The 19,246-nt window shown below is 67.1% G+C and carries 21 protein-coding genes and 1 tRNA gene; 15 read left to right on the top strand and 7 right to left on the bottom strand.

Translation table 11 applies throughout. From position 1 onward, the window contains the following. Positions 1 to 88: 88 nt before the first annotated feature. From ACAM57_RS05980 to ACAM57_RS05965, 4 genes are read left to right on the top strand one after another with little or no spacing between them, the layout of a single operon-like run. A complete protein-coding gene (locus ACAM57_RS05980; protein ID WP_184642564.1) occupies positions 89 to 1,015 on the top strand; it encodes an ABC transporter substrate-binding protein in 927 nt (308 codons plus the stop codon). A gap of 30 nt (positions 1,016 to 1,045) precedes the next feature. Then, on the top strand, positions 1,046 to 1,942 hold the full coding sequence (locus ACAM57_RS05975; protein ID WP_184642558.1) for an ABC transporter permease: 897 nt from the start codon (positions 1,046 to 1,048) through the stop codon (positions 1,940 to 1,942). Continuing rightward, on the top strand, positions 1,942 to 2,736 hold the full coding sequence (locus ACAM57_RS05970) for an ABC transporter ATP-binding protein (protein ID WP_126024692.1): 795 nt from the start codon (positions 1,942 to 1,944) through the stop codon (positions 2,734 to 2,736). The genes ACAM57_RS05975 and ACAM57_RS05970 overlap by 1 nt, the downstream gene beginning before the upstream one ends. Then, positions 2,736 to 3,251: a GNAT family N-acetyltransferase gene (locus ACAM57_RS05965; RefSeq protein WP_369661004.1), complete on the top strand. Its 516-nt coding sequence runs from the start codon at positions 2,736 to 2,738 to the stop codon at positions 3,249 to 3,251. The genes ACAM57_RS05970 and ACAM57_RS05965 overlap by 1 nt, the downstream gene beginning before the upstream one ends. Before the next feature lie 13 nt (positions 3,252 to 3,264). On the opposite strand, the gene ACAM57_RS05960 is transcribed toward ACAM57_RS05965, so the two are convergent. Continuing rightward, positions 3,265 to 3,543, bottom strand: coding sequence for a hypothetical protein (locus ACAM57_RS05960; RefSeq protein ID WP_126024690.1), 279 nt, complete (start codon positions 3,541 to 3,543; stop codon positions 3,265 to 3,267). Between the two features lie 112 nt (positions 3,544 to 3,655). Between ACAM57_RS05960 and hemA the strand changes: the two genes are divergently transcribed. From hemA to ACAM57_RS05930, 6 genes are all read left to right on the top strand, one after another. After that, positions 3,656 to 4,927 carry a glutamyl-tRNA reductase gene (hemA, locus tag ACAM57_RS05955; RefSeq protein WP_093302366.1) on the top strand — a complete coding sequence of 424 codons (1,272 nt, stop codon included), beginning with the start codon at positions 3,656 to 3,658 and terminating at the stop codon, positions 4,925 to 4,927. A gap of 97 nt (positions 4,928 to 5,024) precedes the next feature. Beyond that, the gene (prfA, locus tag ACAM57_RS05950; protein WP_126024689.1) at positions 5,025 to 6,113 is read left to right on the top strand and encodes a peptide chain release factor 1; all 1,089 of its coding nucleotides are present in this window, start codon (positions 5,025 to 5,027) and stop codon (positions 6,111 to 6,113) included. Beyond that, the gene (prmC, locus tag ACAM57_RS05945) at positions 6,110 to 6,964 is read left to right on the top strand and encodes a peptide chain release factor N(5)-glutamine methyltransferase (RefSeq protein WP_369661003.1); all 855 of its coding nucleotides are present in this window, start codon (positions 6,110 to 6,112) and stop codon (positions 6,962 to 6,964) included. The genes prfA and prmC overlap by 4 nt, the downstream gene beginning before the upstream one ends. 29 nt (positions 6,965 to 6,993) lie before the next feature. Beyond that, positions 6,994 to 7,323, top strand: a complete 330-nt coding sequence (grxD, locus tag ACAM57_RS05940; protein ID WP_126024687.1) for a Grx4 family monothiol glutaredoxin — start codon at positions 6,994 to 6,996, stop codon at positions 7,321 to 7,323. 17 nt (positions 7,324 to 7,340) lie between these two features. Continuing rightward, on the top strand, positions 7,341 to 7,859 hold the full coding sequence (locus ACAM57_RS05935; RefSeq protein WP_369661002.1) for a cupin domain-containing protein: 519 nt from the start codon (positions 7,341 to 7,343) through the stop codon (positions 7,857 to 7,859). Between the two features lie 54 nt (positions 7,860 to 7,913). Continuing rightward, positions 7,914 to 9,224 carry a hemolysin family protein gene (locus ACAM57_RS05930; RefSeq protein WP_126024685.1) on the top strand — a complete coding sequence of 437 codons (1,311 nt, stop codon included), beginning with the start codon at positions 7,914 to 7,916 and terminating at the stop codon, positions 9,222 to 9,224. 34 nt (positions 9,225 to 9,258) lie between these two features. Here the strand turns inward: ACAM57_RS05930 and ACAM57_RS05925 are convergent, their stop codons facing one another. Continuing rightward, the gene (locus tag ACAM57_RS05925; protein ID WP_126024684.1) at positions 9,259 to 9,939 is read right to left on the bottom strand and encodes a lytic transglycosylase domain-containing protein; all 681 of its coding nucleotides are present in this window, start codon (positions 9,937 to 9,939) and stop codon (positions 9,259 to 9,261) included. Further along, positions 9,936 to 11,681 (bottom strand): proline--tRNA ligase, encoded by a 1,746-nt coding sequence (locus tag ACAM57_RS05920; RefSeq protein WP_369661001.1) that lies wholly within the window; start codon positions 11,679 to 11,681, stop codon positions 9,936 to 9,938. The genes ACAM57_RS05925 and ACAM57_RS05920 overlap by 4 nt, the downstream gene beginning before the upstream one ends. A gap of 137 nt (positions 11,682 to 11,818) precedes the next feature. On the opposite strand from ACAM57_RS05920, the gene ACAM57_RS05915 reads away from it, so the two are divergent. Together ACAM57_RS05915 and ACAM57_RS05910 are read left to right on the top strand one after the other, a co-directional pair. Continuing rightward, a complete protein-coding gene (locus ACAM57_RS05915) occupies positions 11,819 to 12,490 on the top strand; it encodes an RNA pyrophosphohydrolase (RefSeq protein ID WP_126024797.1) in 672 nt (223 codons plus the stop codon). Further along, positions 12,435 to 13,031: a CNP1-like family protein gene (locus ACAM57_RS05910; RefSeq protein ID WP_184642158.1), complete on the top strand. Its 597-nt coding sequence runs from the start codon at positions 12,435 to 12,437 to the stop codon at positions 13,029 to 13,031. Before ACAM57_RS05915 ends, ACAM57_RS05910 begins: the two co-directional genes overlap by 56 nt. A 62-nt stretch (positions 13,032 to 13,093) precedes the next feature. On the opposite strand, the gene proB is transcribed toward ACAM57_RS05910, so the two are convergent. The 4 genes from proB to rplU all read right to left on the bottom strand — a co-directional run bounded on the left by proB (position 13,094) and on the right by rplU (position 16,067). Next, on the bottom strand, positions 13,094 to 14,236 hold the full coding sequence (proB, locus tag ACAM57_RS05905) for a glutamate 5-kinase (protein ID WP_126024682.1): 1,143 nt from the start codon (positions 14,234 to 14,236) through the stop codon (positions 13,094 to 13,096). Between the two features lie 89 nt (positions 14,237 to 14,325). Then, positions 14,326 to 15,402 carry an Obg family GTPase CgtA gene (cgtA, locus tag ACAM57_RS05900; protein WP_126024681.1) on the bottom strand — a complete coding sequence of 359 codons (1,077 nt, stop codon included), beginning with the start codon at positions 15,400 to 15,402 and terminating at the stop codon, positions 14,326 to 14,328. A 71-nt stretch (positions 15,403 to 15,473) separates the two neighbouring features. Next, a complete protein-coding gene (rpmA, locus tag ACAM57_RS05895; RefSeq protein WP_093057448.1) occupies positions 15,474 to 15,734 on the bottom strand; it encodes a 50S ribosomal protein L27 in 261 nt (86 codons plus the stop codon). A gap of 21 nt (positions 15,735 to 15,755) precedes the next feature. Next, positions 15,756 to 16,067, bottom strand: coding sequence for a 50S ribosomal protein L21 (gene rplU, locus ACAM57_RS05890; protein ID WP_019656543.1), 312 nt, complete (start codon positions 16,065 to 16,067; stop codon positions 15,756 to 15,758). Positions 16,068 to 16,263: 196 nt separating this feature from the next. Between rplU and ACAM57_RS05885 the strand changes: the two genes are divergently transcribed. From ACAM57_RS05885 to pilB, 3 genes are all read left to right on the top strand, one after another. Then, positions 16,264 to 17,256, top strand: a complete 993-nt coding sequence (locus ACAM57_RS05885) for a polyprenyl synthetase family protein (RefSeq protein ID WP_126024680.1) — start codon at positions 16,264 to 16,266, stop codon at positions 17,254 to 17,256. A 51-nt stretch (positions 17,257 to 17,307) separates the two neighbouring features. Further along, a tRNA-Pro gene (locus ACAM57_RS05880) sits at positions 17,308 to 17,384 on the top strand. A 116-nt stretch (positions 17,385 to 17,500) separates the two neighbouring features. Continuing rightward, positions 17,501 to 19,234 (top strand): type IV-A pilus assembly ATPase PilB, encoded by a 1,734-nt coding sequence (gene pilB / locus ACAM57_RS05875; RefSeq protein ID WP_126024679.1) that lies wholly within the window; start codon positions 17,501 to 17,503, stop codon positions 19,232 to 19,234. The last annotated feature ends 12 nt before the right edge of the window (positions 19,235 to 19,246 follow it).

The following is a 19,246-nucleotide window of genomic DNA, read 5'->3' as shown; positions in this document are numbered from 1 at the left end:
ACGCATCCCAATCCCCACCCGGAGACCCTTTCCCGTGAAAAACGCTTTGCTTCGCACCCCCTTCAGCGCAGTGGCCCTGGCCCTCGGCATGCTGGCCGCCGCGCCTTCGTTCGCGGCCGACACCAAGTCGGTGGCCGTGACCGCCATCGTCGAGCACCCGGCGCTGGACGCGGTGCGCGACGGCGTGAAGGCCGAGCTGAAGGCTTCGGGCTACGAGGAAGGCAAGAACCTCAAGTTCACCTACCAGAGCGCGCAGGGCAACGTGGGCACCGCCGCCCAGATCGCCCGCAAGTACGTGGGCGACCAGCCCGACGCGATCGTCGCCATCGCCACGCCGTCGGCGCAGGCCATGGTGGCGGCCACCAAGAGCATTCCGGTGGTGTACTCGGCGGTCACCGACCCGGTGGCGGCCAAGCTGGTGAAGAGCTGGGAGCCCACGGGCACCAACGTGACGGGCGTGTCCGACCTGTCGCCGCTGGAAAAGCACATCGCCCTCATCAAGCAGGTGGTGCCCGCCGCCAAGCGCATCGGCGTGATCTACAGCCCCGGCGAAGCCAACTCGGTGGCCATCGTCGACTCGCTCAAGAAGGCCGCCTCCGCCGCCGGCATGACCGTGGTCGAAGCCGCCGCCGCCCGCACGGTGGACGTGCCGACCGCCGCGCAGAGCCTGGTCGGCAAGGCCGACGTGATCTACACGCCCACCGACAACAACGTGGTCTCGGCCTTCGAGGGCATCGTGAAGGTGGCGCAGCAGGGCAAGCTGCCGGTGGTGGCAGCCGACACCGCCACCGTCGAGCGCGGCGCCGTGGCCGCCCTGGGCCTGAACTACACCGACATCGGCCGCCAGACCGGCAAGGTCGTGGTGCGCATCCTGAAGGGCGAGAAGCCCGGCGCCATCGCCTCGCAGACCAGCGCCAACTTCGAGCTGGTGGTGAACCCCGGCGCGGCCAAGCTGCAGGGCGTGACGCTGTCCGACGAGCTGCTGAAGACCGCCAAGGTCGTGAGCACGAAGTAAGAAGAAGCCGCCGGCTTTCCGCTTTTCCCCATGTCGCTCATCGCTTCGCTGGGCGCCATCGAGATCGGCCTGATATTCGGGCTGGTCGCGCTGGGCGTCTTCCTGTCGTTTCGCATCATCAACTTCCCCGACCTCACGGTGGACGGCAGCTTCCCGCTGGGCGCCGCCGTGGCCGCGACGCTGATCGTCGCAGGCTGGAACCCGGTCGCCGCCACGGCGGTGGCCTGCGTGGCCGGCGCGGCCTCGGGCTGGGTCACGGCCTGGCTCAACGTGAAGCTGAAGATCATGCAGCTGCTCGCGAGCATCCTGGTGATGATCGCGCTGTACTCCATCAACCTGCGCGTGATGGGCAAGCCCAACGTGGCGCTCATCACGGAACCCACGGTGTTCAGCATGGCCAGCTTCGGCGGCATGCCCGAGCAGTGGGCCAAGCCGCTCTTGCTTCTGCTGATCGTGATCGTCGCGAAGATCGTGGTCGACATGTTCTTCGCCTCCGAGGCAGGCCTGGCGATGCGCGCCACCGGCGGCAACGCGCGCATGGCGCGAGCCCAGGGCATCTCGACCGACTTCCACACCATGGCGGGCCTGGCGCTGTCGAACGCGCTGGTGGCGCTGGCCGGCGCGCTGTTCGCGCAGAGCCAGGGCACGGCCGACATCTCGATGGGCGTGGGCACGATCGTGATCGGCCTGGCGGCGGTGATCATCGGCGAGACGCTGATTCCGGCGCGCAGCATGGTCATCACGACGCTGGCCTGCATCATCGGCGCGCTGCTCTACCGTTTCTTCATCGCGATGGCGCTGAACACCGACTTCATGGGCCTGCAGGCGCAGGACCTGAACCTGGTGACCGCCGTGCTGGTGGCCTTCGCGCTGCTGGTGCCTGCCTACAAGCGCAGGCTGGGTGGCCTGTTCAAGGGGAAGAACTGATGCTGCGCGCCCAACAACTCGAAATGACCTTCAACCCGGGCACGCCGATCGAGAACCGCGTGCTGCGCGGCCTTAGCCTGGAGATTCCCACCGGCCAGTTCGTCACCGTGATCGGCTCGAACGGCGCGGGCAAGTCGACCTTTTTGAACGCGGTGAGCGGCGACCTGATCGTCGACAAGGGCCGCATCGAGATCGACGGCAAGGACGTGACGCGCATGAACGCCTGGCAGCGCTCGGGCATGGTGGCGCGCGTGTTCCAGGACCCGATGGCCGGCACCTGCGAGGCGCTGACCATCGAGGAGAACATGGCGCTGGCCTGGAAGCGCGGCGAGCGCCGGGCCTTCGGCTTCGCGCTCAATCGCAACCTGCGCGAGATGTTCCGCGAGAAGCTGTCGATCCTGAAGCTGGGGCTGGAGAACCGCCTGGCCGACCGCATCGGCCTGCTCTCGGGCGGGCAGCGGCAGGCGGTGAGCCTGCTGATGGCGTCGCTCAGGCCCTCGCGCATCCTGCTGCTCGACGAACACACGGCCGCGCTCGACCCCAAGACCGCCGCCTTCGTGCTGGAGCTGACCGCCAAGATCGTCGAGGCCGGCCAGCTCACCGCGATGATGGTGACGCACAGCATGCGCCAGGCGCTGGACTACGGCTCGCGCACGGTGATGCTGCACGAGGGCCAGGTGATCCTCGACGTGGCCGGACCGCAGCGCTCGGGCCTCGACGTGCCCGACCTGCTGCGCATGTTCGAGCAGACCCGCGGCGAGAAGCTGGACGACGACAAGCTGCTGCTGGCCTGATGGCGCCCGACACCGTCATCGTGCGCGGCATGCGCGCCGACGACCTCGATGCGGTGCTGGCGATCCAGCTTGCCTGCTATGGCGCTGGCTTCGTGGAAGACGGCGCGCTCATCGCCAGGCGGCTCGCCGCCGCGCCGCACACGGGCTGGGTGGTGGAACATGAAGGCGGCGTGCGGGCCTATCTGGCGGGCTATCCGTCGGTGGCCGGCAAGCTGACGCCGCTGCACGGCGAGTTCGAGGTGGCGGCGCAGGCCGATTCGCTCTACCTGCACGACCTGGCGGTGCATCCGGACGCGTCGGGCCTGGGGCTGGGGCCCCGGTTGGTGCGCCATGCCTGGGCCCATGCGCTGGATGCCGGCTGGCGGCATTCGACGCTGGTGTCGGTGCAATCGTCGGTGGGGTTCTGGGAGCGCCAAGGTTATGCGGCCACGCTGCCTCATGGCCCGCAGCAGCAGGCCCGGCTTGCCACCTACCCGGGCGAGTCGGTCTACATGATCCGGCGGCTGCCTGGCTGAGCGGGCGGAAATTTCAGCGGCGCCAGCCGCGCATCGCCAGCCACTGGACCGTGCCGCAGACCACGACCAGCGCGGCGTAGGTCGCCATCGCCCCATCGCGCCCGAACACCACCAGCCCGGCAACCAGCACCCCGACGCCGGCCGCGAAGGTCAGCGCGAACTGCAGCCACCAGCGCGGGACGCCGGCGCGCCCGCCGCCCAGGAAGCGCCCGGCAAAGGCCAGCACCAGCGCCAGGAAAGCCGCGGGTGCTACGAAATTAAGCAGGTGGTTCAGGAGGGCCGGCAGGTCCATCGGAGAAGGTTGCGCACGGGCTGGAACATGTGTCCAGGGTTATGGCTGTCATAGGGAAAGCCATTTGTCCCTCGTCAAGCCCCGTGGGGCTGCTGATTTTATAATCACGGGCATGTCAGTCTGGGCCCTCGGCTTGAACCACACGACCGCGCCGCTCGATCTGCGCGGTCGTTTCGCGTTCGCGCTCGACCAGATCGCCCCCACGCTGCAGAGCCTGCGCAGCTCCTTCGCCTCCGGCCGCCATCCCCAGGTGGAGGCCGCGATCATCTCCACCTGCAACCGCACCGAGATCTACTGCGCCTCGGAACACGCCGCGCTCGACCACACCTTCGGCTGGCTCGCCCAGAGCGGCGGCGTGGCCCCCGCCCTGCTGCGCTCGCACGCCTACACCCTGCACGACGGCGAAGCCGCCCGCCACGCCTTCCGCGTGGCCAGCGGGCTCGATTCGATGGTGCTGGGCGAGGCCCAGATCCTCGGCCAGATGAAGGACGCCGTGCGCGCCGCCGAGACGGCCGGTGCCCTCGGCAGCACGCTCAACCAGCTGTTCCAGCGCTCCTTCGCGGTGGCCAAGGAAGTGCGCACCGCCACCGAGATCGGCGCCCACTCCATCAGCATGGCCGCCGCCGCGGTGCGACTGGCCGGCCAGCTCTTCGAGGACCTGCGCAAGACGCGCGTGCTCTTCGTCGGCGCGGGCGAGATGATCGACCTCGCGGCCACGCACTTCGCGGCCAAGGAGCCGAAGGCCATCGCCATCGCCAACCGCACGCTGGAGCGCGGCGAGAAGCTGGCCTCGCGCTTCGGCGGCGAGGCGATGCGCCTTGCCGACCTGCCCTCGCGGCTGGCCGAGTTTGACATCATCGTGAGCTGCACCGCCAGCACGCTGCCGATCATCGGCCTGGGCGCCGTCGAACGCGCGCTCAAGGCACGCAAGCACCGCCCGATGTTCATGGTCGACCTGGCCGTGCCGCGCGACATCGAGCCCGAGGTGAAGGCGCTGGAAGACATCTATCTCTACACCGTCGACGACCTCGCACAGGTCGTGCAGCAGGGCCAGGCCAACCGCCAGGCCGCCGTGGCGCAGGCCGAGGTGATCATCGACGCCGGCGTGCAGAGCTTCATGCACTGGCTGGGCCAGCGCGGCACGGTGCCGCTGATCCAGCAGCTCAATGCGCAGGCCGACGAGTGGCGCGCCGCCGAGATGGCGCGGGCGCGCAAGCTGCTGGCCAAGGGCGAATCGGTGGAGGCCGTGCTCGAGGCCATGTCTCGCGGCCTCACGCAGAAGATGATGCACGGCGCGATGGCCGAGCTGCACGCGGGCGATGCCGCCTCGCGCGAGCAGACGGCGCAGACGATCTCGCGCCTGTTCCTGCGCAAAGAGCGTTAGCGACGCTCATCGGCGGCCCGGCCTGCATGGCTGCGGCTTTCATGCGCCCTGCCTTCGCACGGCAGCACATCCCCATTTTTTCGAGCCTCCTTCCTCCGTGAAATCCTTTCTCCGCCACCAACTCGAACGCTACGCCCAGCGCCTGGGCGAGCTCGACTTCCTGCTCTCGCGCGAAGACATCATGAGCGACATGGCCCAGTACCGCACCATCTCGCGCGAGCACGCCGAGGTGACGCAGGTCGCGGGCCGCTACGAGCGCTACAGGCAACGCGAGGCCGACATCGCCGGCGCGAAGGAGATGCTGGACGACCCCGACATGGCCGAGATGGCGAAGGAGGAAATCGCCAGCGGCGAGGCCGAGCTGGTGCAACTGGAGGACGAGCTGCAGCGCCTGCTGCTGCCCAAGGACCCGGACGACGCGCGCAATGCCTTCCTCGAAATCCGTGCGGGCACGGGCGGCGACGAATCGGCCCTCTTCGCGGGCGACCTGCTGCGCATGTACACGCGCTACTGCGACCGCGCCGGCTGGCGCTGCGAGATCGTCAGCGAGAGCGAGAGCGAGCTCGGCGGCTACAAGGAAGTGGTGGTGCGCATCGTGGGCGACGACGTGTTCGGCCACCTGCGCTTCGAATCGGGCGGCCACCGCGTTCAGCGCGTGCCGGCCACAGAGACGCAGGGCCGCATCCACACCAGCGCCTGCACGGTCGCGGTGCTGGCCGAGCCCGACGAGACGGTCGCGGTGCAGATCAACCCGGCCGACCTGCGCATCGACACCTACCGCGCGAGCGGCGCTGGCGGGCAGCACATCAACAAGACCGACTCGGCCGTGCGCATCACGCACATCCCGACCGGCATCGTGGCGGAGTGCCAGGACGACCGCAGCCAGCACCGCAACAAGGCGAAGGCGCTGCAGGTGCTGTCGGCGCGCATCCAGGAGAAGGAGCGCAGCGAGCGCGCCGCCAAGGACGCCGCCATGCGCAAGGGCCTGATCGGCAGCGGCGACCGCTCGGACCGCATCCGCACCTACAACTTCCCGCAGGGCCGGCTCACCGACCATCGCATCAACCTCACGCTCTACAAGCTGCTCGCCATCATGGAAGGCGACCTGGGCGACGTGCTGGGCGCGCTGCGCGCCGCGCGCGAGGCCGAGCAGCTGGCCGAGCTGGAATCGAGCCTGCCGGCATGAGCACCGTCGAGAACCCGAAGCCGGCCACCGTGGCGCAGGCGCTGGCCGCGTCCATCGCGCTGGGCGTCGACCGACTCGACGCCCAGCTGCTGCTGCTGCATGCGCTGGGCCGTGCGCCGCACGACCGTGCCTGGCTGCTGGCGCACGACACCGACGCCATGCCCGATGCGGCGTGGTCCGCGCTGGCCGCGCAGCTCTCGCGCCGCCGGGCCGGGGAGCCGGTCGCCTACCTGCTGGGCGAAAAAGAATTTCATGGCCTCGCCCTGCAGGTCGATGCCCGCGTGCTGGTGCCCCGCCCCGACACGGAAACGCTGGTCGAATGGGCGCTGGAGTGCCTCGAAGGCCAGGCCGCGCCTCGTGTGCTCGATCTCGGCACCGGCAGTGGAGCGATCGCGCTGGCGCTGCAGCATGCCCGGCCCGACGCGCAGGTCGATGCGGTCGATGCCAGCGCCGATGCGCTGGCCGTCGCCCAGGCCAACGCCTCGCGGCTGGGCCTGCCCGTGCGCTTCGCCCAGGCCGACTGGCTGGACGGCGCTGGCGCCGGCTACACGGTCATCGCCAGCAATCCGCCGTACATCGCCGCCGGCGACCCGCACCTGCCCGCCCTGCGCCACGAGCCCTCTTCGGCGCTGGTTTCGGGCACGGACGGCCTCGACGACATCCGCCGCATCGTGCAGGACGCCCCCGCCCACCTCGCCGAGGGCGGCTGGCTGCTGCTCGAACACGGCCACGACCAGGCCCCGGCCGTGCGCGAACTGCTTGCGGCGCGCGGTTTCGCCGAAGTGCAAAGCCGCGACGACCTCGCCGGCATCCAGCGTTGCTCCGGCGGAATCTGGCGCACGGTGAAATAATCCCCCCAGCCTATTTTTCAGGAGTTCCCATGTCCGACGCCCAGCAACGCATCGACGATCTCGTCAAGACCAACGACCTCGTGCTCTTCATGAAGGGCAACGCCAGCTTTCCGATGTGCGGCTTCTCGGGCCGCGCGATCCAGATCCTGAAGGCGGTCGGCGTCGACACCAGGACGCTCAAGACCGTCAACGTCCTCGACGACGACAGCATCCGCCAGGGCATCAAGGAGTACAGCAACTGGCCCACGATCCCGCAGCTGTACGTGAAGGGCGAGTTCATCGGCGGCTCGGACATCATGATGGAGATGTACGAGTCGGGCGAGCTGCAGCAGGTGGTGAACGGGGCCGCAGCCTCCTGAGCCCCCGGGGAACGGTCATGAGCCACGATCACGCGGACCACGGCCATTCCCACGATGACGGCGGCAACGATGCCGCGCCGGCCTGGAAGCACGACGGCGTGCGCGTGATCCCGGCCGACCGGCTCGACGCCAACACCGCCCAGACGCCCGGCATGAACCGGGCAGCGGCCATCAACTTCGCCCGCGTGGGCGCGCAGAAGCTCTGGGCCGGCACGGTGACCATCCATGCCGACGCCAGGACCGGCGCCCACCATCACGGGCATCTCGAATCGGTGATCTACGTGGTGCGCGGCCGGGCCCGCATGCGCTGGGGCGAGAAGCTGGAATTCACGGCCGAGGCCGGGCCGGGCGACTTCATCTACGTGCCGCCGTACGTGCCGCACCAGGAAATCAACGCCAGCGCGACCGAGACGCTCGAATGCGTGCTGTGCCGCAGCGACGGCGAAGCGGTGGCGGTGAACCTCGACATCGAGCCCGTGGAGAAGCCCGAATCGGTGCTGTGGGTCGACCCGACCCACCCCCACGGCGGCGTCTGAGCGATTTCCGGTGCCGAGTCATGGCACCATGTTGGCCGTCTTCGACGTGCCACCATGACCCTCACCCAAAGCCTGCTCATCATCGCGCTGCTGATTGCGCTGAGCGCCTTCTTCTCCCTCGCCGAAATCACCCTGGCCGCATCGCGCCGGCTGCGTCTGCGCCAGATGGCCGACGAGGGCGACCCCCGGGCCGAGAAGGTATTGCGGGTGCAGGAGCAGCCGGGCCACTACTTCACGGTGGTGCAGATCGGGCTCAACGCGGTGGCCATCCTCGGCGGCGTGGTGGGCGAAGGCTCGCTGAGCCCGTACTTCGCGGTCCTCTTCGAGAAGTGGCTCAGCCCCGAGGCTTCGGCCAGCGCGGCCTTCCTGTGCTCCTTCGTGATCATCATCGCGGTGTTCCTGGTGTTCGCCGACCTGTTCCCCAAGCGGCTGGGCATGAGCAACCCCGAGCGGCTGGCGGTGCGCATGGTCGGGCCGATGCTGCTGCTGATCACCACCTTCAAGCCTCTGGTGTGGTTCTTCACGCGCTGCACCGACCTGCTGTTCAAGCTGCTGGGCATGCCGATGGCACGCGACGACAAGATCACCTCGGCCGACATCCTCGCGATGACCGAGGCCGGCGCGCAGGCGGGCGTGCTCGCGGCGCGCGAGCAGCAGGTGATCGCCAACGTGTTCGAGCTCGACACGCGGCTGGTCAGCAGCGTGATGACTGTGCGCGACAACATCACCTGGTTCCTGCACGACGACCCCGAGACAGTGCTGCGCGCGCGCATCATCGCCGAGCCCTTCTCGGCGTACCCGGTGTGCGACGGCGACATCGACCACGTGCTGGGCTACGTGGACGCCAAGGACATGTTCCAGCGCGTGCTCAGCGGCCAGCCGCTGGCTTTCGACCAGGGGCTGCCGCTGCACAAGGCGCTGGTCATTCCCGACCGGCTCTCGCTCACCGAGGTGCTCGAGCAGTTCCAGCAGGCGCACGAGGACTTCGCGATCATCGTCAACGAATACAGCCTGGTGGTGGGCGTGATCACGCTCAACGACGTGATGAGCACGGTGATGGGCGACCTGGTGTCCACGCCCGACGAGGAGCAGATCGTGCAGCGCGACGAGAACTCGTGGCTGATCGATGGCGTGACGCCCATCCAGGACGTGCAGCGCGCGCTGCAGATCGACGAGATGCCGCACGCCGAGGAGTACGAGACGCTGGCCGGCTTCCTGATGGTGATGCTGCGCCGGGTTCCGAAGCGCACGGACAACGTGAGCTGGGGCGGCTACACCTTCGAGGTGATGGACGTCGACAGCTACCGCATCGACCAGGTGATGGTCACCAAGGGCTCGGGCACCGCGAAGGCACCTGCGAACTGAGCAGACGGAAGAGGAAGGCGCCAGTCGGAAGGCGTCAGGCCGCCGAGCGGTCCTTGTCCTTTTCCTTCTCGCGTTCCCTGTCGTTGAACACCCAGAACCGCTGGTTGGCAAACACGGCGTTCGGATACGGCGACTTGCCGCGGCTGCCGTTGTAGCGGCCCAGCGTCATGAACAGGTCGCCGTTCTCCCGGTCGAGGTAGTGGCGAAGAATGACGCAGCCGAAGCGCAGGTTGGTCTGCATGTGGAAGAGCTTGGCCGGGTCGCTGTCGCCGATCACGCGCGTCCAGAACGGCATGACCTGCATGTAGCCGCGCGCCCCCGCGCTCGACACCGCGAACTTGCGGAAATTGCTCTCGACCTGGACCAGCCCCAGCACCAGGCTCACCTCCAGCCCCGAGCGCTTGGCTTCGTACCAGACGGTCTGCAGGAACTCGATGCGCGAGGGCGCGTCGGCGATCTTCTTCTTGAGCCGCTCGCTCATCTCTCCGAGCCAGCGCAGATAGGCCAGCCGGGCCTCGGTGCTCGCGAACTGCGGCACCGGCGGCGCCTTGTTGTGGATGGCCGAACTCAGCGCGGTGCGCACCGAGTCGATCAGCGGCTCCTCGATCTGCGCGCCGGCCATGGCAGCCCGCGGCAGCGACAGCACGGTGAGGGCGCCTGCGGTCACGGCGCCGCCCAGGCACTGGCGTCGCGAGAGGCCGCCCTCCAGGCTCATTGGGCGAGCTTGCCGGCGATGAAGTCGGCGATGCCGGCCGCGGGCACCTTGGTAGCCGCCGTGTCGCGGCGGTTCTGGTATTCGAGCTGGCCTTCCTTGAGACCGCGGTCCGAGATGACCACGCGGTGCGGCACGCCGATCAGTTCCCAGTCGGCGAACATCGCGCCGGGGCGTTCGCCACGGTCGTCGAGCAGCACGTCGACGCCCTTGGCGAGCAGCTCCTCGTAGAGCGCCTCAGCTGCCGCCTTGACCTCGGGGCTGCGGTCCATGCCGATCGGGCAGACCACCACGGTGAAGGGGGCGATGGCGTCGGGCCAGATGATGCCGCGCTCATCGTGGTTCTGCTCGATGGCGGCGGCCGGCAGGCGGGTGATGCCGATGCCGTAGCAGCCCATCTCGAGGAACTGCGGCTTGCCGCCTTCGTCGAGGTAGGTGGCGTTCATGTCCTTGCTGTACTTGGTGCCGAGCACGAACACGTGGCCCACTTCGATGCCGCGCTCGATGGCCAGCACGCCCTTGCCGTCGGGCGAGGCGTCGCCGGCGACCACGTTGCGGATGTCGGCGACAAGGTCGGGCTCGGGCAGGTCGCGGCCCCAGTTGACGCCGGTCATGTGGAAATCGACTTCGTTGGCGCCCGTGATCCAGTCGGCCAGGACGGCGGCTTCGCGGTCGGCCACGAGCTTCACGGGCTTCTTGAGGTTCAGCGGGCCCAGGTAGCCGGGCTTGCAGCCGAAGTGGTCCTCGATTTCGGCCAGGGTCGCGAAGCGGAAGCCCTGGTTCAGGCCGGGCAGCTTGCCGACCTTGATCTCGTTCATGTCGTGGTCGCCGCGCAGCAGCAGCAGCCAGACCTGCGAGCTCTTGATGTCGCCAGCCTCGTCGAGGACGTCGGTGGCCAGCACCAGCGACTTGATGGTGGTGGAGAGCGGCACGCCGAGCAACTCGGCCACGTCGGCGCAGGTGCTCTTGCCGGGGGTCGGGGTCTTCTCGAGCGCCTTGGCGGGCGCCGGGCGCGGGCCGGCCGGGGCCAGCGCCTCGGCCTTTTCCATGTTGGCGGCGTAATCGCTGTCGGGGCAGTAGACGATGGCGTCCTCGCCGGTGGCGGCGATCACCTGGAATTCCTCGCTCAGGTCGCCGCCGATAGCGCCGCTGTCGGCCGCGACGGCGCGGTAGCGCAGGCCGAAGCGGTCGAAGATGTTGCGATAGGCCTGCGCCATGACCTGGTAGCTCGCCTTGGCGGCGTCGAGGTCGCGGTCGAAGCTGTAGGCGTCCTTCATGATGAACTCGCGCCCGCGCATGAGGCCGAAGCGCGGACGTCGTTCGTCGCGGAACTTGGTCTGGATCTGGTAGAAGTTCTTCGGCAGCTGCTTGTAGCTGCGGATCTCCTGGCGGGCGATGTCGGTCACCACCTCTTCGCTGGTCGGCTGGATCACGAAGTCGCGGTCGTGGCGGTCCTTGATGCGCAGCAGCTCGGGGCCCATCTTGTCGAAGCGGCCGGTCTCCTGCCAGAGCTCGGCGGGCTGCACCACGGGCATGGTCATCTCGACGGCACCGGCGCGGTTCATCTCCTCGCGGACGATGGCTTCCACCTTGCGGATCACGCGCAGGCCCATGGGCATGTAGGTGTAGATGCCCGTGCCGAGCTTTTTGATCATGCCGGCCCGCATCATGAGACGGTGGCTCGCCACTTCGGCGTCAGCGGGCGCTTCCTTGAGGGTGGAGACGAAAAAACGGGAAGCTTTCATCGGAATGGTGGCGCTGGATTCGAGTTCGGAAGTGGGGAACTGCTCCCCCGGAGAGACCCTGAGAGCCTGGCATCGGCAGCTTGCCGAGGGCAACCCGGCATGCATAATCGACTCAGTTCAAAAATTGGGGTTTGATTATGCTCGACCGGGACGGCTTCAGGCCCAACGTCGGCATCATCCTGCTCAACCAGAGAAACCAGGTTTTCTGGGGCAAACGCATACGCACGCACTCCTGGCAGTTTCCGCAGGGCGGCATCGACCGCGGCGAAAGTCCCGAGCAGGCCATGTACCGGGAACTGCACGAGGAAGTGGGGCTCCACCCGGAGCATGTGCGCATCGTGGCCCGTACCCGCGACTGGTTGCGCTACGAGGTGCCGGATCGGTTCATTCGCCGTGACGCACGGGGCCACTACAAGGGCCAGAAACAAATCTGGTACTTGCTGCAACTCATCGGCCACGATTGGGATCTCAACCTGCGTGCAACCGACCATCCCGAATTCGACGCCTGGCGCTGGCATGACTACTGGGTGCCGCTCGACGTGGTCGTCGAGTTCAAGCGCGGCGTCTACGAGATGGCGCTCACCGAGCTCGCTCGCTACCTGCCCAGGCAGGATTTCCGCAACCGCTTCCTGCGCAGCAACGTGCGCGCCCGAGAATTCGAGCGCCACTCGCCGGACGCCGGGGCGCCGCCCGGACTCGATCTGCCGCCCGGCGGCAGCTTCGATCCGCATCCCGACATTCCTTCCGCGAGCAATGAACCTCCTGTCCAAGACAACAAGGCACCCCCGCCCCTTCCGACGCAACGCTGAGCGCGTCCTCCTGCTAGCCTGCTTCGGCATCCTCGCCGGATGCGCCTCGGGCCCCCACGACACCGACAACCCCGACTGGGCACAGGCCGGCCTGCCGCCCCCGCCCAAGCGGTACGAGACGGACAAGGAGTGGGAAGAAACGGCCACCCCGCCCCCGCCGGCCTTCAGCGAAAGCCGCCTGCTGCCGATCGAAATGCCGCCCTACATGAGCCTGAAGTTCGGCGTCGACCCGCAGACGATCACGATCACGGGCGACGGCATCGTCCGCTATGTGGTGGTGGCCCAGAACCGCAGCGGCGGCGCGACCAACGCCTTCTACGAGGGCATCCGCTGCTCCACGGCCGAGATGAAGAGCTACGCGCGCTACAACAACGGCAGCTGGCAGGACGTCGCGAAGCCCGAATGGAAGAAGCTCGGCGACATGAACTCCAGCTACACGCGCAAGCTGGCCACGCAGGCCCTGTGCCGCGGCAACGCCCCGCGGCCGTCGGTGGGCGACATGGTCCAGAACATCCGCAATCCGGTACGGGAAGTGCAGTAGGCGATCCGTACCGAGGATAAAAAAACGGGGCCCGCGGGCCCCGTTTTGTTTCTCGCGGCCTCTCAGCCCGGCATCAACACCATGTTGTCGCGGTGAACCATCTCCGGCTCCGCCACATAGCCCAGCAGGCGTTCGAACTCCGACGAGGGCTTGCGGCACAGCAGGCGCGCCTCCACGCTCGAGTAGTTGGCAAGGCCGCGGGCCAGCTCGACACCGTCGGCGTCGCGCACCGCGATCACGTCGCCGCGCGAGAACTCGCCCGAGACCCCGGTCATGCCGATCGGCAGCAGGCTCTTGCCCTCGGCCCGCACCTTGGCGGCCGCGCCCGCGTCGACCACGACGGAGCCGCGCAGTTGCAGGTGGTCGGCCATCCAGCGCTTGCGGGCCTGGTGCTTGGCGGTCTGCGCCACCAGCAGCGTGCCGATGGATTCGCCCTTCGCCAGCCGCAGCAGCGCGTCGGCCTCGCGGCCCCAGGCGATGACCGTGGAGGCGCCCGAGCCGGCCGCGCGCTTGGCCGCGAGGATCTTGGTGATCATGCCGCCCTTGCCGATGCTCGAACCCGCGCCGCCGGCCATCGCCTCGAGCGCCGGGTCGCCGGCGGCGGCCTCGTGCACGAACTTCGCATCGGGGTCCTTGCGCGGGTCGGCCGTGTACAGGCCCTTCTGGTCGGTGAGGATGACCAGCGCATCGGCCTCGACCAGGTTGGCCACGAGGGCGCCGAGCGTGTCGTTGTCGCCGAACTTGATCTCGTCGTTGACGACCGTGTCGTTCTCGTTGATGACCGGCACCACGCCCAGCTTGAGCAGCGTGACCAGCGTCGATCGGGCATTGAGATAGCGCTCGCGGTCGGCCAGGTCGGCGTGCGTCAGCAGCACCTGGGCGCTGCCGATCTCGTTCTCGCGCAGCTTGGTCTCGTACATCTGGGCCAGGCCCATCTGGCCGACCGCGGCAGCGGCCTGGAGCTCGTTGATCTCGTGCGGCCGGGTGCGCCAGCCAAGGCGCTTCATGCCTTCTGCGATCGCGCCGCTCGACACCATCACCACCTCGCGCCCGTCGCGCACCAGCGCGGCCAGTTGCCGGCACCACTCGCCGATGGCGGCCTCGTCGAGACCGCGCCCCTCGTTGGTCACGAGGCTGGAGCCCACCTTCACGACGATACGGCGGGCATCCCGCAAGGCAGTGGATCCGGAGTTCGACGAGGTCATTTGGGGTGTTACGGTCTTTGGATGCTGCTCGGGTTGCTGTCTTCGGCCCGTCTCGGGCCGGCCGTCGATGCTGCTGCGGCAGGTGCCGCTCAGGAGCCTTCGGGGGGCAGAGGCACGAAGCGCGGATCGACCTCGACCGTCTGGTGCTCGGCCACCTGCTCGGCCTTGACCTGCTGGTAGATGGCCTGCACCAGGTGCTCGCAGCCTTCGCGCGTGAGCGCCGAGATTTCGAACACCGGACCCTTGAAGCGCAGGCGCTTCACGAAGTCCTTGATGCGCGCGGCGCGCTCGTCGGCGGGCACCATGTCCAGCTTGTTCAGCACGAGCCAGCGCGGCTTTTCGTACAGGTCGGCGTCGTATTTCTTGAGTTCGCCCACGATGGCCTTGGCCTGCGCCACGGGGTCGACGCTGTCGTCGAACGGGGCCATGTCGACCACATGCAGCAGCAGGCGCGTGCGCTGCAGGTGCCGCAGGAAGAGATGACCGAGGCCGGCGCCTTCAGATGCGCCTTCGATCAGGCCGGGCAGGTCCGCCACGACGAAGCTCTGCTCGGGACCGACGCGCACCACTCCCAGGTTCGGGTGCAGCGTGGTGAAGGGGTAGTCCGCGATGCGCGGGCGGGCGTTCGAGATGGCGCTGATCAGCGTCGACTTGCCCGCATTCGGCATGCCGAGCAGGCCCACATCGGCCAACACCTTGAGTTCGAGCTTGAGGCTGCGCTTCTCGCCAGGCCAGCCGGGGGTTTTCTGGCGCGGGGCACGGTTGATCGCGCTCTTGAAGCGCATGTTGCCGAAGCCGCCGTCGCCGCCCTTGGCGATGGTGATGACCTCGCCGTCCTTCAGCAGTTCGAACAGCACTTCGCCGGTCTCGGCGTCGGAAATGATCGTTCCGACCGGCATCTTGAGCGTGATGTCGTCGCCGGCGGCGCCGAACATGTCGGAGCCCATGCCGTGCTCGCCGCGCTTGGCCTCGTGGCGGCGCGAATAGCGGAAGTCGACCAGGGTGTTGAGGTTGGAATCGGCCACCGCGTACACGTGGCCGCCGCGGCCGCCGTCTCCGCCGTTGGGGCCGCCGAATTCCTTGTACTTCTCATGACGGAACGACACGCAGCCGTTCCCGCCATCGCCCGCGGCGATGTCGATGAAGGCTTCGTCGACGAACTTCATGGGATGTCTAGTTTACAAATGAAGAGGCCCCGGCAATGCGGGGCCTCGGATGGTCGGGGCTGACTCGGGGCTTAAGCCGCGGGAGTCACGTTGACCGTGTGCTTGTTCAGCGCACCCTTGGTACCGAACGACACGTGGCCGTCGACCAGGGCGAACAGCGTGTGGTCCTTGCCCACGCCGACATTCACGCCGGGGTGGAACTGGGTACCACGCTGGCGCACGATGATCGAGCCTGCGCTGATCAGTTCGCCGCCGAAAGCCTTCACGCCGAGCATCTTGGGCTTGGAATCGCGCCCGTTTCGCGTTGAGCCGCCGCCTTTTTTCTGTGCCATGGAATCTGCTCCTGTGCCGTGTTAAGCGGCGATCGCGCCGATTTGCAGTTCGGTGAACTGCTGGCGATGGCCTTGACGTTTCTGATAGTGCTTGCGACGGCGCATCTTGAAGATGCGAACCTTGTCGTGCTTGCCGTGCGACAGTACCGTGACCGTCACCGTTGCACCGGACACCAGGGGCGTGCCAACCTTGATCTCAGCGCCGTTGCCGACTGCCAGAACCTGGTCGATCACGATTTCCTGGCCTACGTCCGCAGCAATCTGTTCTACTTTGATTTTCTCGCCGGAAGCAACGCGATACTGCTTGCCACCGGTTTTTATGACCGCGTACATGTAAACCTCTTAGAAATGAGTCTCCACGGCGAATTCCGCAGAGCCCAAGATTATAGCGCGGTTTGCGCCCACTAGCTACTCTTGGGCCGGAGCCCCATCGGCAAGCCGCTTCGGCTCCATATAATTTGCGCCTTCCGGCCCTGCACCTGCCTGGGTCCCCCACATACAACACTCAGCAGCGCCCCGCGCCTTCGCTTTGCCAGTTCCAGCCGCCGACACCTCCCCCACCGCCACCGTGCTGGACCTGATTGCCGGCGACATGGTCGAAGTCGACCGCGTGATCGCCCGCCGCCTCGACACCGGCGTGCCGCTGGTCAGCCAGGTTTCCCGGTACATCATCTCCGCTGGCGGCAAGCGCCTGCGACCGGCGCTCCTGCTGCTGATGTCGGGCGCGCTGGGCTACACCGGGGACCAGCGATTCAATCTGGCGGCCGTGGTGGAGTTCATCCATACGGCAACCCTGCTGCACGACGACGTGGTCGACGAGTCGACCCTGCGGCGCGGACGCGCAACGGCCAACGAATCGTTCGGCAACCCGGCCAGCGTACTGGTCGGTGACTTCCTCTATTCGCGCGCGTTCCAGATGATGTTGGACGCCAACAACATGCGCGTGATGCAGATCCTGGCCGAAGCCACCAACATCATCGCCGAGGGCGAGGTGCTTCAGCTGATGAACATGCACGATGCATCGCTGGACGAAGCGGCCTATCTGCGCGTGATCCGCTCGAAGACGGCGAAGCTCTTCGAGGCGAGCACCCGCCTCGCGGCCGTGCTGGCGAATGCCACCCCAGAAATGGAAGAGGCCTGCGCAACCTACGGCCAGGCCTTGGGCACCGCCTTCCAGGTGATCGATGACGTCCTGGACTACACCGGCGACGCCAACGAAACCGGCAAGAATGTCGGCGACGACCTGCGTGAAGGCAAGACCACTCTGCCGCTCATCTTCGCGATGCAGCGAGGCACTCCGGCACAGAGCGCGCTCGTGCGCGCCGCCATCGAGGCCGGCGACACCACCCAGCTGGGCAAGGTCATCGAGATCGTTCAGGAAACCGGGGCCCTGGATGCCTCGCGCGCAGCGGCAGCAGCCGAGGCGCAGCGTGCGATTCATGCATTAAAAGATTTCCCGGCCAATTTGCACGCTTCAGGTTTGCTACAATTAGCGGCTCAGTTGCTTGAGCGACGTGCCTGAACACCTCTCCTGAGTTGGCATCTAGGACGACTTCTTCTTTCTTGCAACCATCGGGGTGTAGCTTAGCCTGGTAGAGCGCTACGTTCGGGACGTAGAGGCCGGAGGTTCGAATCCTCTCACCCCGACCAGCCTTTGGCTGGCAATAATGGACAAATGGCCAGCCTGTTGCTGTGTAGCGATTTACAGCACAGGACTGTTCAGCGATGATCGTGAAGCAAATTTTCACATCTTTTTCACTCGCTGAATGGCTGCAGCCGAACTTCCTGTTAAAGAACCTTCGCAAATTGCCCTACCCGGGCTTGCGCGCGCCCTGGTTTCGGCCGGCAAGCTGCCTGCCAGGGCAGCCGAGGACATCTATCAGAAGTCCATCAGCGCTCGCACGAGCTTCATTGCTGAATTGACCGGCTCCGGCGCCGTTTCCGCCGCAGACCTCGCCCACACCCTTTCCACCGCGTTCGGCGCACCGCTGCTCGATCTCGACGCCATCGATCCCCAGCGCCTGCCCAAGGACCTGCTCGACCAGAAGCTGTGCCATGCGTACCGCATCGTCGTGCTCAGCAAGCGCAACAACCGTCTGATTGTTGCAACAGCCGATCCTTCCGATCAGCAGGCCGCGGAAAAGATCAAGTTCGCCTCCCAGATGGGCGTCGACTGGGTCATCGCCGAATACGACAAGCTGTCGCGGATGATCGAAGCCGCCGCCGTCAGCGCGGCCGAGACCATCAACAGCATCGTCGGCAGCGAGTTCGAGTTCGACGACGTCGCGGCCGAGACCGCGAACGAGGGCAATGACCAGGCCATCGCCGAAGTCGAAGATGCGCCGGTCGTGCGCTTCCTGCACAAGATGCTGCTCGACGCCGTCAGCATGCGGGCATCCGACATCCACTTCGAGCCCTACGAGCACAACTACCGCGTCCGCTTCCGGGTCGACGGCGAGTTGCGCGAAGTCGCCAGCCCGCCCACGGTCATCAAGGACAAGCTGGCCTCGCGCATCAAGGTCATTTCCCGGCTCGACATCTCCGAGAAGCGCGTGCCGCAGGACGGCCGCATGAAGCTCAAGATCGGTCCCGACCGCGTGATCGACTTCCGCGTGAGCACGCTGCCCACGCTCTTCGGCGAGAAGATCGTCGTGCGTATCCTCGACCCGAGCAGCGCGCGCCTGGGCATCGACGCCCTGGGTTACGACGCTGACGAGAAGGCGCGGCTGCTGCATGCCATCGGCCGCCCGTACGGGATGGTGCTCGTCACCGGCCCCACCGGCTCGGGCAAGACGGTGTCGCTCTACACCTGCCTGAACCTCCTGAACCAGCCGGGCGTGAACATCGCGACGGCGGAAGACCCGTCGGAAATCAACCTGCCCGGCGTCAACCAGGTCAACGTCAACGAACGCGCGGGCCTGACCTTCGCAGCCGCGCTGCGCGCCTTCCTGCGCCAGGATCCCGACATCATCATGGTCGGCGAAATCCGCGACCTCGAAACCGCCGACATCTCGATCAAGGCAGCCCAGACCGGCCACCTGGTGCTCTCCACGCTGCACACCAACGATGCGCCGACCACGCTCACGCGGATGCGCAACATGGGCATCGCGCCGTTCAACATCGCGTCGAGCGTGATCCTGATCACTGCCCAGCGCCTCGCGCGGCGCCTGTGCACCGTCTGCAAGCTGCCGGCCGACATCCCGCGCGAAACGCTGCTCGAAGCAGGTTTCAAGGAAGAAGAACTGGACGGCTCCTGGAAGCCCTACCGCCCCGTCGGCTGCTCCGCCTGCAGCAGCGGCTACAAGGGCCGCGTGGGCATCTACCAGGTGATGCCGATCTCGGAAGCCATCCAGGAAATCATCCTGCGCGACGGCAGTGCGCTCGACATCGCCGCGCAGTCGGAAGCCGAGGGCGTGCGTTCGCTGCGCCAGTCGGGCCTGCGCAAGGTCATGCAGGGCCTCACTTCGCTCGAAGAAGTGGTGGCCTGCACCAACGAATAACGAACACACCGA

Origin of the sequence: Variovorax sp. V15 (assembly GCF_041154425.1) — a bacterium.
GTDB lineage: Bacteria > Pseudomonadota > Gammaproteobacteria > Burkholderiales > Burkholderiaceae_C > Variovorax > Variovorax guangxiensis.
Note: the sequence above shows the minus strand (reverse complement) of the source record. Positions and strands in the feature narration are given on the sequence as shown.

Bases quoted from the DNA above. Each gene is read 5' to 3' on its own strand.
- ACAM57_RS05980 (WP_184642564.1), top strand. From the start codon at position 89: ATGCTGGCCGCCGCGCCTTCGTTCGCGGCCGACACCAAGTCGGTGGCC.
- ACAM57_RS05975 (WP_184642558.1), top strand. From the start codon at position 1,046: ATGTCGCTCATCGCTTCGCTGGGCGCCATCGAGATCGGCCTGATATTC.
- ACAM57_RS05970 (WP_126024692.1), top strand. From the start codon at position 1,942: ATGCTGCGCGCCCAACAACTCGAAATGACCTTCAACCCGGGCACGCCG.
- ACAM57_RS05965 (WP_369661004.1), top strand. From the start codon at position 2,736: ATGGCGCCCGACACCGTCATCGTGCGCGGCATGCGCGCCGACGACCTC.
- ACAM57_RS05960 (WP_126024690.1), bottom strand. From the start codon at position 3,543: ATGGACCTGCCGGCCCTCCTGAACCACCTGCTTAATTTCGTAGCACCC.
- hemA (WP_093302366.1), top strand. From the start codon at position 3,656: ATGTCAGTCTGGGCCCTCGGCTTGAACCACACGACCGCGCCGCTCGAT.
- prmC (WP_369661003.1), top strand. From the start codon at position 6,110: ATGAGCACCGTCGAGAACCCGAAGCCGGCCACCGTGGCGCAGGCGCTG.
- grxD (WP_126024687.1), top strand. From the start codon at position 6,994: ATGTCCGACGCCCAGCAACGCATCGACGATCTCGTCAAGACCAACGAC.
- ACAM57_RS05935 (WP_369661002.1), top strand. From the start codon at position 7,341: ATGAGCCACGATCACGCGGACCACGGCCATTCCCACGATGACGGCGGC.
- ACAM57_RS05930 (WP_126024685.1), top strand. From the start codon at position 7,914: ATGACCCTCACCCAAAGCCTGCTCATCATCGCGCTGCTGATTGCGCTG.
- ACAM57_RS05925 (WP_126024684.1), bottom strand. From the start codon at position 9,939: ATGAGCCTGGAGGGCGGCCTCTCGCGACGCCAGTGCCTGGGCGGCGCC.
- ACAM57_RS05920 (WP_369661001.1), bottom strand. From the start codon at position 11,681: ATGAAAGCTTCCCGTTTTTTCGTCTCCACCCTCAAGGAAGCGCCCGCT.
- ACAM57_RS05915 (WP_126024797.1), top strand. From the start codon at position 11,819: ATGCTCGACCGGGACGGCTTCAGGCCCAACGTCGGCATCATCCTGCTC.
- ACAM57_RS05910 (WP_184642158.1), top strand. From the start codon at position 12,435: ATGAACCTCCTGTCCAAGACAACAAGGCACCCCCGCCCCTTCCGACGC.
- proB (WP_126024682.1), bottom strand. From the start codon at position 14,236: ATGACCTCGTCGAACTCCGGATCCACTGCCTTGCGGGATGCCCGCCGT.
- cgtA (WP_126024681.1), bottom strand. From the start codon at position 15,402: ATGAAGTTCGTCGACGAAGCCTTCATCGACATCGCCGCGGGCGATGGC.
- rpmA (WP_093057448.1), bottom strand. From the start codon at position 15,734: ATGGCACAGAAAAAAGGCGGCGGCTCAACGCGAAACGGGCGCGATTCC.
- rplU (WP_019656543.1), bottom strand. From the start codon at position 16,067: ATGTACGCGGTCATAAAAACCGGTGGCAAGCAGTATCGCGTTGCTTCC.
- pilB (WP_126024679.1), top strand. From the start codon at position 17,501: ATGGCTGCAGCCGAACTTCCTGTTAAAGAACCTTCGCAAATTGCCCTA.